Here is a 12,613-nt window from a genome sequence, read left to right on the forward strand (position 1 = left end):
GCGGATGAGGGGCGTCGATACGATGGGGGCTCTTCTGGTGCTGCCGACGTGCACAAGTGATATCCCCATGACGAATTTCTCGAACCCCTCGAATCTCTCGACCGACAACACGGCCATCGTGCCGTTCCGAATCGACATTCCCCAAGTTGAACTTGATGACCTAAAACGCCGGCTGGATGCGACGCGCCTGCCGGAGCGCGAGACCGTCGGCGACGCATCGCAAGGCGCGCAACTGAGGCAGGTCGCCGCCCTGATCGAGTACTGGCGCACCACGTATGACTGGCGCCGTCTCGAATCGCGCATCAACGCGTATCCGCAGTTCAAGACCGAGATCGACGGACTGGGCATCCATTTCCTGCATATTCGCTCGCTGCACGAGAACGCGTTGCCGGTGGTGATGACGCACGGTTGGCCTGGCTCGATCGTTGAGTTTCTTGATGTGATCGATCCGCTGGTGAATCCGACGGCGCATGGCGGCCGTGCGGAAGATGCCTTCCACGTGGTGCTGCCGTCGATTCCGGGGTATGGCTTCAGCGACAAGCCCACGGCGAAGGGCTGGGACCGCACGCGCATCGGTCGGGCGTGGGACGTGCTGATGAAGCGTCTGGGCTACCACGAGTACGTGGCGCAAGGCGGCGACTGGGGCAGTGTAGTGACCACCGAAATGGCACGTCTGAAGCTGGACGGCCTGCGCGCGGTGCACGTCAATCTGCCGTTTGTGGCGCCGACGCCGTTCCCCGAAAACCCGACGATTGAAGAGCAGGCGGCGATTGCACAGTGCATGCGTTTCGCCGAAGACGGCTCGTTCTATCACCACCTGCAAACCACGCGGCCGCAGACCATCGGCTATTCGCTGGCCGATTCGCCTGCGGGGCTGGCGGCGTGGATTTACGAGAAGCTCGGCGCGTGGAGCGACAGCGGTGGCGAGCCTGAAAGCGTGTTCACCTACGACCAGATGCTCGACAACATCATGATGTACTGGCTGACCAACAGCGGCGCGTCGTCGGCGCGCATGTACGCCGAGCATCCGGGGCTTACGTTTGCCGCTGTGCCGCTTGAGATTCCGGTGGCGGTGAGCGTGTTCCCGGGTGAGATCTACACGCCGCCGCGCGCTTGGGCCGAGCGCACGTTCAGCCAGATGTACTACTGGAATCGCACCGAGCGTGGTGGCCACTTCGCCGCGTTCGAGCAACCGGCGATCTTCGTGTCGGAAGTGCGTGCCGCGTTTGCATCGAAGCGATAGCTGCGAGGCGGGGCGGGGCGGGGGGATTGTGCCCCGCCCCGCCTGCGGTTTGCGTGGGCGGCCGGTCAATCAGTCGCCGAGTGGTTCGCTGGTGTCGATGCTGTCGACGCGGTTGGGGTAGAACGCGACGTAACCGGCGATGGGCTTGACAGCATCGAACGGGGTTTCGTAGGTCCAGATCACGTTCTCTCCGGCTTCACCCAAATCGGCGATGGAGTAGTACGACGCGTCGCCCTTGTAGGGGCAATACGTCTGGTGATCGGTGCGGGTGAGGCGCGACATGTCGACGTCTTTGCGCGGGATGTATTGCACTGCGGGGTACGAGGCTTCGCGAAGCGTGAGGGCTTCGCGCGTGTCGGCAATGGGGCGTCCGTTGGCGCGCACGACCACGCGCGTGGTGGCGGGGGTGACGGTAATCGGATGATCGGGCGAGGGCACCAGTTGCTTGCGGGCGGGGGCTGACGGGTTGGGGCTAGTGGTCATTCGGGGCTCCTGACAAATCGCGAAAAATTCTGACAAAGAGACGTTGCCGCACCAGTATCCGCACGATCTTCGCGCGCATCAACCGAGGCGCGCGGCAGTCGAACCAAAACGCAGTAATTAGTTCTGATTGTCGCGCCCGCAATGACGGTGCGTATCCCGTTGCAGGGTTTATCGCGGGGCGGGCGCGACGCATACTTTTTTCGACTGACTTGAGCGGGGCGGTGGCGATCCGCGCCGCTCCATTTTTTCCATTCATCCCTGTGCTGCGCGATCTGGCGCAGGACTCGAGACCCAAAGCATGTTGAACCGGCAATCCATCTGTTCCGGCGCGTATCTGGAGAGTTTCGATTCGCTGCCGAAAGACCTTCTCTGGACGCAGGCACAAATCGATCAGTCGCTGGCCGAGGCATTGGCGGCTCGCCCCGATGACGGCGATGTGTGGGTGTTCGCGTACGGCTCGTTGATGTGGAACCCGATTTCCGAGTTCGACGAGCGCGCGGCGGCCACGCTGGACGGCTGGCACCGCAGTTTCTGCATTCACCTGATTGCGGGACGGGCGTCACCGACGCAGCCCGGGCGCATGCTTGCGCTCGAACCGGGCGGCCACACCGAAGGCGTGGCGTTGCGCATACCGCAGGCGAAGCTCACGGAAGAGCTGCGCATTCTGTGGATTCGCGAGATGGTCACGGGGGCGTACACGCCGCGTTGGCTGCCGGTGACGCTACGTAGCGGGGCGGTGGTGCAGGCGTTGGTATTCGTCGCCAATCCGGGGCATGCGCAGTATCGCGGAGAAGTGCGCGCCGACGTTATCGCGCCGCTGGTTGCGAGAGCGGAAGGCGTGATCGGTACTAACGCCGAGTATGTGTACAAGCTGCTCGGCGCGCTGACGGATTGCGGCATGTCGGACCCGTATATCGACGCGTTGTCGCAGGTGATCGCGCGTTACGCGTGAGCGCGGCATGGAGGCGGACATGTGGTCGGCACGGCTGCCGAGTTCGATGCACGCCGTTCGTTGATTGTGAAATGACTATTCGCCGTAGGTGCCTTTATTCCGCTTCGCGTGGCCGCTAGATTCGACGTAACGGATCTCACGCGAAGGAGCCTGCCGTGAATTGTCAGGAAAGATTAACCCCGCCGCCTCCGACAAGGTTGTTGGCCCGTGCGATGAGCGAGGTATTGCACGCGGTTCATGTCGGGGGCGGTTTTTTTATTGCCTCGGTGGTTCAGATCGCGCAGTGGGGTTATCGCAGCGTCGTGCGAGGGCGGGTGTGGTGTGAACGGTATAGCGCGCGCCGCTCGGCGTCGCGTATTGACTTCCTCTGATCGCGCGGAGGATGCCGTGGAACAGCCCATGTTGATATCGGCGGCGTTGCTCGCACCCTTGTTAGCGATGATGTCGCCGGTGCGGGTTCGGCACGGCATGTTGAGCGCGACATTGTTCCTGTTGGCGACGGCGAGTTGCGTGATCGCGGGGCGCTCACCCGCAGAGGTGCCCGGCGGCTATGCGGGCCCGACGTTTGCCATGTTGCATCCCGTGTTGCTGGCGGGCGCTTTGTCGAATGGCGCCCCGCGAGAGCAGCGTCATCCGTCGACTTGGCACGGGGTATTTCCCGCGCGCACTTCGCTGCTGGGGCTTTGGCTGGGCATGCCGATGGTGAGTTGGCTGGCGTCGATGTTCGCATCCCCGGCGCTGTTTCGTGTTGCGGCATTGCTGACGGCCGTCGCCGGCGGTTGGTTGTTGGTGCGCGATGGAGCGGCTTCCACGTCGCGCGGCGTTTCCGGCGAGGTGCGTGAGACCGATGACGTACCCGGCTCGAGGCACGTTCCATTCCCGCTGCTTGGCCCGGTACTCGCCATTGCGTTGCAGTACGCGGCCATGTTCTCGGTTTTCTCTCACGCGCACGTCTACCTCGCGTCCGGTGGCGATCTGGATGCCGCTGCGGTCGGTTTCCTGATGGTGGTGTTTGGTATCGGCGGCGTGTTCGGTGCGTTCGCGCTCGGCCGGTGGATGACACACCTGCCGCGCACGGTGACGTGTTTGCATCCCATGGCGCTTGCTGCGTCGTTTCTGCTGCTCAATCTGTTTGCGAGGAACTCAGGTATGTCGTCATTTGCCGTCGTATTTGTCTGGGGCGCGGTGCACACCACTGGCATGTTGCTCACGCGGCTGCTGTTGGGACGGTTGGCGCAGCGGCGCCGGGATTCGGCCGCCGCATTGCACATTACGGTCGCTGCGGGCGGGGCGCTGGTGGGTGTGGCGTTGGCCAATGGGTTGGGGCGCGCTTATGGCCCCGAGGCGTTTGTGCTGTGCGGTTCGCTGCTGAGTTTGGCGGCGTTCGTGGTGATCAGTCTGCAAATTGCCTTTGAGGCGCGAGTGCCGGTGATTGTCTCCCGATCGCGCACAGAGTGACGCTTTGCGTGTTGTTTATCGCCCGATGCAATCTGCCCATACTTCATCTCACTGGCGCGACGTGTGAAGCGCCTTGTTAATCCGGAAGCACTGCCAACGCCGGGAGAGCCCGGCAAGCGTTACCGGTTCAATTTCTTACTTAGTGAGTCATCGACATGAAGCTCTACATCGCCCAAGCCACCTGCTCGCTCGCCGCGCAAACGATCGCCAACGAAATCGGCCTGACGCCTGAACTCGTCCACTTCGACGTGTTCGGCAAGTCGTCGTCGGACGGCAGTTCGTTTGCCGACGTCAATCCGTTGCTGTATGTGCCTGCGTTGGTAATGGACGACGCTGAACAGGGCGTGCTGACGGAAACCGTCATCGTGACGTCGTATCTGGCGGACAAGCATCCTGAGTTCAATCTGATTCCGGCGCGTGGGACGTGGGCCCGCGTGCGCATGGACTCGTTGCTGACGTTTGTCGCTACCGAAATTGCCCAGAAGCACATTCCGTTGATGCGCAAGCTGATGACGCCGGAAGGTATTGAATTCCATACGAACAAGCTGCTGACGGCATACGGCACGCTGGAAGACATGCTGGCCGATGGCCGCGAGTATCTGACGGGCGATACGTTCACGGTGCTCGATGCTTACGTTTGGGCCACGTTGTGGAACGAGCGTTCGGGCGTGAACATTGATCATCTGAAGAATTTTGCGGCGTTCATCGCGCGTGTTGAGGCGCGTCCGTCGGTGCAGAAGGCCTTGAAGGACGAAGCCGAAATCGTCGCTGTGCATAAGGCGAAGCTGGCGGCTTGAGGGAAGTGAGCCTGAGTTGAGGTTAGGCAGTTGTTGGTAGTGCCCGGGGTTCGCGCGATGGTGTTGTGACCCCGGGCGGGAAGTACGAAATTCATCGACGTTTGTCGGGTATCCCTGTCTCCCCCTGTTGCCCGCCCGGCAGGCGTTGTATGAAGTGCGTCGCGAAGTTGTCCCCCTTTGCGACGCGAACGAGCCATCGCGTGTGTTATCACCGCCGGTAGCGATGCTCATGTGGTTTGCTGCGTGATCCCCAAGGCGCGGCACACTTCTCGCAGTTGTGGTGAAAGATCCCGTTCGCACTGGCGGTAGTGCGGCGGGATTTTTCTTTTGTAGTAGGGGAGGTTGAGGGGGCCTTGATTCGACGTTGCTTGGACGTTGATTGAATGTTGATTGAGCGTGGAAATCGACTTGCTTTGCTGATGATTGCCGACGATTTTCAGTTCGTGTAGAATGCTCGCCTGCTTTGACGCATGCAGCGGGGCGACCAGTCCCCCTTTTCATGTCCGACTGGACCGCATGCCGTCGACCCGATGCCGGGATGTCGACACCTTACCGAGGTGACCGACACCCACGGGCTGCGAGGATGGCGAAATTGGTAGACGCACCAGGTTTAGGTCCTGACGCCCGAAAGGGTGTAGGGGTTCGAGTCCCCTTCCTCGCACCAACTCCCCGTTTTGGCATCGGTTTTGTAGGTCTCACTTCTTCCCTGAAATTCGCGCGAAACATCGTCTGGTGAGACCAGGCGAGGGGCTTTGTGCGAATTCCGATTGCCTCCCTTCTTCACCCAAAATCTCACCTGCTCACGCCTAATACCGGGGCGGCCTCCCGAGGCAATCGTGTTTGGGAATGGTCACGTCGTAATCGATGCGTCTCTTGGTGACCGTGACTTTCGGGGAAGCCAGCGACTGCGGCGATGGACATCGACGGCTCGTGCCAGCCCAGCTACGGTGAGTCGACTGCGTATCGGTCCAACTAGAACAGCCCGCCCGCAGAGACGTAATGCCGGGTAATACAGGCTTACAAATTCACGTAGGTGTCGCGTCAACATTCGTCGGCGACCGGGCGTTACTACGGCAAGGCCCACTCGTTTCAACTCAACAAGGAAGAGAGATACCGATGAAACTCAAAACTATCCCCATGCTTTTGTGCGCGGCTTTGATGGTGAATGTTGCGTTTGCCGATGAACTTCACGACAAGGCGATGGCAGCCACGCATGATCTTCAACGCTCGATCGAGGAAATGCACGTCATCCAAATGGAACACGGCGGCGAGTTCGGCGGCCACATGGCGCGAGCAGAGCAACTTGCGCGACAAGCCGAGCAGGAACGCGTCGCAGCGCTTGAGTACTACCGGGCACGCCATCCGGGCTGGCAGTAAGTTTCGGCGCAATCCGCCGGCAACAACGATTGGGTGGTCAAAATGAAATCAAAACGGTGTTACACGTTGGTCGCGTCGCTGCTGGTGGGAGCGTCGCTGTCCGGCTGTGTCGTCGCGCCAGTTGAACCAGCGGCAGTTGCCCCGGCCGGCGTTGTCTACGTTGCGCCGGTTGGGGTGGTGCCGGGGCCAGGTTATTCGTGGCGGTATCACCCGCACCATGGCTGGGGATGGTGGCATCCGCGCTATGGGTGGCATCGCGGCTGGTAACGATAGGTGATGGTGCGCGGGGACGCCCGCGCACGCGCAGGCGGATCGTGCTTCTCAATGGCCGACCCGATATATGCGACCGCTGTGTACCCCTTCGACGCTACGCCGGTAGGCCATTGCGACACGTGCCGCCGGCACGCCTTCGTAGCCTGGAAAGAACGGACCAAATCGGTTCATTGACTCAATCAGCACGGTCGGACTAACGGCATTGATGCGTATGCCTCGATGAAAATCGCACGCAGCAGCACGCACGAACCCTTCGATCCCGGCATTCGACGCGGCAGCATGGGCGCCTTGCGCAATGGGATCATCTACCGCGATGCCGGAAGTTAGCGTAATCGATCCGCCATCTCGCAGGTAATGTTGACCAATTAGCGCGACGCGTACCTGACTGAGCAACTTGTCCTGCAAGCCCTTATGGAAATTGGCCGCCGTCATCTTTTCAACCGGCGCCAGAATGACATTGCCAGCCGCAATAATGATGGCGTCGACGGTACCGATCCGCTCGAACAATGCGCTCACGCTTTCGTCGCTAGTAATGTCAACCTGATCATCCCCTCGCGTTCGACCGACACGAATCACCTCGTGCATGTCATCTCTAGCAAGCTCATCCGCTACGGAACGACCCACGTCCCCTCCCGCTCCCACCACGACGATCTTCATCACCACTCCTTTTTGAATTCAGATTCGAACGTCACCATTCTTCCCTGAATCAAAAGCGCCATAAATATGCTCTAATTTCTGACACTACTAACCACCAGTTCGCAATATGGATAAGTTGCGTGCCATGGAAACCTTCGTCGCTGTCGTGGAGGAGGGGAACTTTACCGAAGCCGCCAAACGGATGGAGATATCCGCGGTCATGGTCGGTAAATACGTGCGTGACCTTGAGGAGCGTCTCGGTGCGCGCCTGCTAGAGCGCACCACGCGCCGGCAGAATCTGACCGATGCCGGCCGAGTTTTTTCGAAGATGTGAAGCGAGCGCTTGAACACATGCGTATCGCTGAAACTTCGGTTGAACGGCTTCGCGCGTCTCCGTCCGGTACGTTGCGTATCAGCGCGCCGATCACCTTTGGCGGTTGCGTCATCGCCCCATTGGCGGCGACTTTCCGTCAAAAGTATCCGCTCGTGCGCATCGAGCTGGAATTATCCAATCGCAATGTTGATCTGATTGACGACGGTTTTGACGTCGCGATCCGCATCGGTGACTTGGGCGATGCCGACTTGATTGCAAAACCGTTGACCGCATATCGAATGGTCATTTGCGCATCGCCGGGTTATCTCGCTCAATACGGGCGTCCGCAGACACCGCAAGATCTGAGCGCACATCAGGTCCTGTCTCACTCAGTGTGGAGTCGCCACGGCGGATGGAATCTGGAGGATGACGGCAACGCGGATGCCACAACTGATTCAATGTTTACTTGCAACGATGGCAACGGCTTGCGGATGGCGGCAATCGCAGGGGCAGGCCTGTTGCTGCAACCGGAGATACTGGTCGCCTCCGATCTGGCAAGTGGAACGTTGGTGCAGGTGTTGCAAGCCTATGCGCCCCAACCTCGACCGGTTCACATCGTATATCGGCGCGACCAGCGCCCGTTGCCGAAACTCACCCGGTTTGTGGCGTATTTGCTTGATCACATATCGGAGCGAGACACGTCCCATCGCAACACGAAGCCTCCGACGAGTGGATGACGGCTCCCGGCCGGCCTCTGCGCACTGGCACAAGCTCACCGAGTGCCAACATGCCGGTTCAAAGTTATCGATTTCTCAAAATCACACCACTCATGTGTATAGGGTCGTGGAGAACTCAGCGTATCCGGGGCGAGCGAAAAAACAGAAACAGCAGTGTTTCAACATGGATTTTCTCTGACTCGTAGACGCTTGACGATATCCTCCATGTCTAGACGAAATTGCAGTCTTCCTGCTCATAAGGTATCGCAGATGTTTCGAATTTCAGCGCTCCCCATTTTTCTTTGCTTTGTGTCATTCGTTGGCAGCGCGTTGGCGGTTGAGCAATCCGAGAAGCATGCCGGGCCGGCCGTTAGTGTTCATTTCGACTACTACCGAACGGACTATGCAACCGTTAGAAATCTTGAGGCGCGTCTTGGGAAAGCCATCAAACGCGCCCAAGTGGGCGAACTGAGCGAAAGCGAATTACACCTTGATGGAAATGACGGTTACCTCTACATGTACGGGCCCGATCCTGATCGACTGTATGACGTTGCTCGTCCGATCTTACGAGCCTATAGGTTGACCGCAAACGCGGAAGTTACGAAGTGGCGTGGCACGCGCACGGAGACGTTCTTGCTTTTGCCGGAAAAAACCGACCCGCCTTCCAGTGGAACAAATCGCGTTTCGACTCGTTCCAGGTGATCCGGTCCTCACGAAGATCGTCGCGATCTGCGTGAAGGGCGTGAAGGGCGTGAAGGGCGTTTATCACCAACGATGTCTGGCGACGGGTGGTTGAAAGTCGCGCCGAAGACCGTCCGGTAAGGCTGGGATGGGCCGCGCCGCGCGTCGGCACCCACTTTCGCCCCTTCGCCCGTAGCCGATCACCCCCCCGTTACAAAAAAAGTGTGCGGATTTCCCCGTCGCCGTTCGTCATGTCATTGAAGCCGTAGTCAATGGCAGAGCGAAACGTTCATCGGTATCGGGGGCACACAATGTTTGTGCAGGGCAAGCGGGGAGAAGCCGGACCACGGGAGAGACTGCCGTGGATCTGAGTACCGAGCATGGATCGGGTCAGCCCGGGGAGGTCGGCGATGCGGCAGCAGCGCCTCGCCACAACGACGAATCCGGACGGGAAAACCCCGCCGGTGCACAACTGCGCGAGTGCCTGACGTCGAACTACGACCGGCTGCTCAATCGTCTGTCGCGCCGCCTCGGCTGCTCAGATGCGGCGAGCGACAGCCTGCACGAAGCCTGGGTACGTTTGGGCAGTGCCACGCTGCCCGACGCGGTTCGCAGTGCCGAGACGTACGTTTACCGCATGGCCTACAACCTCGCCGTCGACCAGATGCGCGGGCGGCGCATGTGGGCCTCCGTCGCCGACGAGAACGATATCTTCGACGTTCTGCCCGATCGCGGGCCCGGCCCGGAAGCCGTGGCCGATGCCCGTTCCGAGCTGGCGGCGCTTGCCCGCGCACTGGAAGACATGTCGGGCCACCACCGGCGTGTACTCATGGAGTTGCGCGTCGACGACCTCACCCGCGAAGAGGTGGCGGCACGCTACGGCCTGTCGCTGCGCAAGGTCGACACGCTCCTGCGCCAGACCCTCGACTACTGCGCCATGCGCACGGGCCGTACGGCACACGGTGGCGTGCGCACTGAACGTCGCCCGGCAAGGCGCGGCACGATGCCGTCGCGCGACGAAAGCCAGTCCATGTGCCCGGACGAGGCTTGATGTGCTAACCCAAGGGCGCTGTCGGAAAGACGTTTGCCGTCTCGAAAGTCTGTCGTTTGTCACTGAAAATTCACATTATTCAACGACAGTGCTGGCGAGACAGCGGTTCCACGCATGCTTAGAACTCCGACAATCGTGCCACCGAAATGAGAGGCAATCCGCCATCGGCCAGTGGGCTAGTGCTGGCCGGCGTTATGTGCGGCTTGAGTTTCCTGTGCGCATTCGGGAGCGCGTTCGCGCAATCGCCTGAGGCCGCCGCATCGGCGTCCGAAGACACCGCCGAGCGACGGTTCACGTTCGATATTCCCGCACAACCCCTCGATATGGCACTGGATAGGTTTTCCACGGTTTCGGGCCGCGCCGCTGTGTTCAGCAGCGCGCTTGTCGCCGGGCGTATGGCCACCGCTGTGTCGGGACGCTTCACACCGCTCGAAGCGCTGCGCCTGCTGGTCGGCGGCACGGGGCTTGTCGTGGAGACGGCCAGCAGTCAGGGCGTGACTACCTTCGTGCTGGTGCCAGGCGGTGCGGCTACGCTCGAACGGGAGGCGCGCCAGCGCGCCGAGCGAGCGCGTCTGGCGGATTACGACGCGCTGGTGCAGTCCGAGGTCTGGCAGGCAATTTGCGACAACCCACGCACGGCACTCGCGCGCTACCGGGCGCTGCTGCGCTTTCGGGTCGCACCGGACGGGCAGGTTGTCGACGTCACGATCCTGTCGGCCCAATCGACTTCATCGGTCTCATCGGCCTCATCGGCCTCATCGGCCAAAAGCGGACCGCCCATTGGCCGGCCGCTGATCGACACGCTATCGCGTGTGCGTATTTCGCAGCCGCCGATGCCCGACCTACCGCAGCCCATCGCCATGCTGATCCTGCCCGAATCGCCCGACGGGCCTGCCTGCCGCCCCGGGGGGCATCAGCCATGACCGAGGAAGTCCGGCTGGCGCTGATGGCCTATCTGTCAAAGCGCTATGGCGATCTGAAGCGTCATCTCGTGCGTTCGCTGCGCAACCCGGAGCTTGCCGAAGACGCGCTGCACGACACCTGGCTGCGGCTCACGCGGCTAGAGGATCAGGAAACGGTGCTCAATCCGCACGGCTTCCTGCTGCGCATGGCGACCAACATCGCCATCAATCATCTGCGCAGCCATAGCCAACAGGCGAGTGCGAGCGATATCGACGAAATTCTCGAAATGCCGGACCCCGCGCCGGGCCCCGAGCAGACCGCCGATGCGCGCGCAGAGATGGAAGCGCTCATGCGTGTCATCGGCCGACTGCCGCAGCGCCGGCGCGACGTGTTGTTGCTCGTGCGCTGGGAAGGCATGCCGCAAAAGGACGTCGCGGCACACCTTGGTGTGTCGGTGAGCGTTGTCGAGCATGAATTGCGGCGGGCGCAGGCATTTTGTGCCGAACACATGGCCGCGCGAACGCCACCCCCACGGCCGTCAAAAAAATCTGGCGGAAAAGTGTGACGAAAAATGTCATCCATATGAAGGCCAAAAAAATTCTGCCCGGCGAATGAGAAAAGCATGGGCACCCGAAAGCACGGGGTTACAAAACCAAACACGCGACATGCATCACCATGAGAACACCATTGCCACCTGGATATCCGACTGATTCGAACGGCCCGGCCGAACCGGGACGTTCGCGCGACGACGTACTCCGTCAGGAGGCCCGCGTCTGGCTCGCACTGCTCGCGGGCGGCGACGTGCGTCAGGTCGATCTGCACGCGTTCCGCCGCTGGCAGGGGGCAAGTGTTGCGCACGCCGCGGCCTTCGACGAGGTAAAGCGCCAGTGGCATGCCATGCGTCCTGCCATCGGCGAGCTGCTGCGCAAGGACCCGGCGGTGGCGGCGCGTCACCGGCGGCTGATCGGCGGGGACGTTGCCGCCGGTCGCCGTGCATTCCTCGTCGCCGGTGCGAGCGTCGCAGCCGTCGCGGGCGTGGCTGCCGTCTATTCGCCGCTGGGGCTTTGGCCCGCTCTGCGGACCTGGGGGGCCGATTACCGCACGGCGACGGGTGAGCAGCGAGACGTTGCGCTGGCCGGGCGAGTCAATGTCGTGTTGAACACGCAGACGAGCGTTCGTCAGCAGGCGAGTGCCGATGGCGCACACGGTCTGAAGCTGATCACCGGGGAACTCGCGGTGGACATGACCGCGGCACGTGACCCGTTCGTCGTGGTCGCGGGGGCTGGGCGCAGCGTGGCGACGGCAGGTCGGTTCGAAGTCCGCAACCTTGACGGCCGCGTCTGTGTGAGCTGTCTCGAAGGCACGGTACGGGTGATGCACCCGGCTGGCGAGCGCCGATTGATTGCGCGCGAGCAAACGGTCTATCGCGACGACGCCATCGGTGGCGTGGCAGGCATCGAGCCAGCCGCTGTGTCGGCATGGCGGCGCGGCGAGCTCGTGTTCCGTGAAACACCCTTGGTGAGGGTGGTGGAAGAGATCAACCGGTATCGCCCGGGCCGGGTAGTGCTGATGGCGGACGCCCGTCGCAATAGCCCGGTGAGCGGGCGCTTCGCCATCGCGATTCTCGACGAGGCGCTGCTACAGATCGAACGCTCGTTCGGGCTGAATTCGCGTTCGTTGCCGGGAGGGCTGCTGATTCTGAGTTGATGCGACCAAGCGCGCCACGAGGG

At 61.4% G+C, this 12,613-nt stretch carries 12 protein-coding genes, 1 tRNA gene and 1 pseudogene; 12 read left to right on the top strand and 2 right to left on the bottom strand.

Features of this window, described 5'->3' with window-relative positions:
• Nucleotides 1-67: 67 nt before the first annotated feature.
• On the top strand, nucleotides 68-1,243 hold the full coding sequence (locus tag CDV46_RS22835; protein WP_087725174.1) for an epoxide hydrolase family protein: 1,176 nt from the start codon (nucleotides 68-70) through the stop codon (nucleotides 1,241-1,243).
• 69 nt (nucleotides 1,244-1,312) lie between these two features.
• Here the strand turns inward: CDV46_RS22835 and CDV46_RS22840 are convergent, their stop codons facing one another.
• A complete protein-coding gene (locus tag CDV46_RS22840; RefSeq protein ID WP_087725176.1) occupies nucleotides 1,313-1,726 on the bottom strand; it encodes a DUF427 domain-containing protein in 414 nt (137 codons plus the stop codon).
• Between the two features lie 298 nt (nucleotides 1,727-2,024).
• Here CDV46_RS22840 and CDV46_RS22845 point away from each other — a divergent pair, with 298 nt between their 5' ends.
• The 5 genes from CDV46_RS22845 to CDV46_RS22865 all read left to right on the top strand — a co-directional run bounded on the left by CDV46_RS22845 (nucleotide 2,025) and on the right by CDV46_RS22865 (nucleotide 6,310).
• On the top strand, nucleotides 2,025-2,678 hold the full coding sequence (locus tag CDV46_RS22845) for a gamma-glutamylcyclotransferase (RefSeq protein ID WP_087725178.1): 654 nt from the start codon (nucleotides 2,025-2,027) through the stop codon (nucleotides 2,676-2,678).
• 387 nt (nucleotides 2,679-3,065) lie between these two features.
• Entirely contained in the window at nucleotides 3,066-4,136 is a 1,071-nt protein-coding gene (locus tag CDV46_RS22850; protein WP_140413465.1) for an MFS transporter, read from the top strand.
• A 155-nt stretch (nucleotides 4,137-4,291) separates the two neighbouring features.
• Nucleotides 4,292-4,933: a glutathione S-transferase family protein gene (locus CDV46_RS22855; RefSeq protein WP_087725182.1), complete on the top strand. Its 642-nt coding sequence runs from the start codon at nucleotides 4,292-4,294 to the stop codon at nucleotides 4,931-4,933.
• A gap of 577 nt (nucleotides 4,934-5,510) precedes the next feature.
• Nucleotides 5,511-5,597: transfer RNA gene (locus tag CDV46_RS22860), tRNA-Leu, on the top strand.
• Nucleotides 5,598-6,049: 452 nt separating this feature from the next.
• Entirely contained in the window at nucleotides 6,050-6,310 is a 261-nt protein-coding gene (locus CDV46_RS22865) for a hypothetical protein (RefSeq protein ID WP_058378282.1), read from the top strand.
• A 321-nt stretch (nucleotides 6,311-6,631) separates the two neighbouring features.
• Here CDV46_RS22865 and CDV46_RS22875 read toward each other — a convergent pair whose 3' ends face one another.
• Nucleotides 6,632-7,240 (bottom strand): short chain dehydrogenase, encoded by a 609-nt coding sequence (locus CDV46_RS22875; protein ID WP_087725187.1) that lies wholly within the window; start codon nucleotides 7,238-7,240, stop codon nucleotides 6,632-6,634.
• 106 nt (nucleotides 7,241-7,346) lie between these two features.
• Here CDV46_RS22875 and CDV46_RS22880 point away from each other — a divergent pair.
• From CDV46_RS22880 to CDV46_RS22905, 6 genes and pseudogenes are all read left to right on the top strand, one after another.
• Nucleotides 7,347-8,269 (top strand): annotated as a pseudogene (locus tag CDV46_RS22880) (LysR family transcriptional regulator).
• Between the two features lie 249 nt (nucleotides 8,270-8,518).
• A complete protein-coding gene (locus CDV46_RS22885; RefSeq protein ID WP_254916175.1) occupies nucleotides 8,519-8,950 on the top strand; it encodes a hypothetical protein in 432 nt (143 codons plus the stop codon).
• A 340-nt stretch (nucleotides 8,951-9,290) separates the two neighbouring features.
• A complete protein-coding gene (locus CDV46_RS22890; protein ID WP_176399164.1) occupies nucleotides 9,291-9,980 on the top strand; it encodes an RNA polymerase sigma factor in 690 nt (229 codons plus the stop codon).
• 146 nt (nucleotides 9,981-10,126) lie between these two features.
• Nucleotides 10,127-10,903: an STN domain-containing protein gene (locus CDV46_RS22895; RefSeq protein ID WP_140413466.1), complete on the top strand. Its 777-nt coding sequence runs from the start codon at nucleotides 10,127-10,129 to the stop codon at nucleotides 10,901-10,903.
• On the top strand, nucleotides 10,900-11,448 hold the full coding sequence (locus CDV46_RS22900) for an RNA polymerase sigma factor (protein WP_087687939.1): 549 nt from the start codon (nucleotides 10,900-10,902) through the stop codon (nucleotides 11,446-11,448). The genes CDV46_RS22895 and CDV46_RS22900 overlap by 4 nt, the downstream gene beginning before the upstream one ends.
• A gap of 122 nt (nucleotides 11,449-11,570) precedes the next feature.
• The gene (locus tag CDV46_RS22905) at nucleotides 11,571-12,590 is read left to right on the top strand and encodes a FecR family protein (RefSeq protein WP_176399165.1); all 1,020 of its coding nucleotides are present in this window, start codon (nucleotides 11,571-11,573) and stop codon (nucleotides 12,588-12,590) included.
• Nucleotides 12,591-12,613 lie beyond the last annotated feature (23 nt).

Source organism: Pandoraea sp. PE-S2T-3 (assembly GCF_002179965.1).
Taxonomy (GTDB): Bacteria; Pseudomonadota; Gammaproteobacteria; order Burkholderiales; family Burkholderiaceae; genus Pandoraea.

Excerpts from the sequence above, each read along its gene's own strand:
- CDV46_RS22835 (WP_087725174.1), top strand. The coding sequence starts at position 68 with ATGACGAATTTCTCGAACCCCTCGAATCTCTCGACCGACAACACGGCC.
- CDV46_RS22840 (WP_087725176.1), bottom strand. The coding sequence starts at position 1,726 with ATGACCACTAGCCCCAACCCGTCAGCCCCCGCCCGCAAGCAACTGGTG.
- CDV46_RS22845 (WP_087725178.1), top strand. The coding sequence starts at position 2,025 with ATGTTGAACCGGCAATCCATCTGTTCCGGCGCGTATCTGGAGAGTTTC.
- CDV46_RS22855 (WP_087725182.1), top strand. The coding sequence starts at position 4,292 with ATGAAGCTCTACATCGCCCAAGCCACCTGCTCGCTCGCCGCGCAAACG.
- CDV46_RS22865 (WP_058378282.1), top strand. The coding sequence starts at position 6,050 with ATGAAACTCAAAACTATCCCCATGCTTTTGTGCGCGGCTTTGATGGTG.
- CDV46_RS22875 (WP_087725187.1), bottom strand. The coding sequence starts at position 7,240 with ATGAAGATCGTCGTGGTGGGAGCGGGAGGGGACGTGGGTCGTTCCGTA.
- CDV46_RS22885 (WP_254916175.1), top strand. The coding sequence starts at position 8,519 with ATGTTTCGAATTTCAGCGCTCCCCATTTTTCTTTGCTTTGTGTCATTC.
- CDV46_RS22895 (WP_140413466.1), top strand. The coding sequence starts at position 10,127 with ATGAGAGGCAATCCGCCATCGGCCAGTGGGCTAGTGCTGGCCGGCGTT.
- CDV46_RS22900 (WP_087687939.1), top strand. The coding sequence starts at position 10,900 with ATGACCGAGGAAGTCCGGCTGGCGCTGATGGCCTATCTGTCAAAGCGC.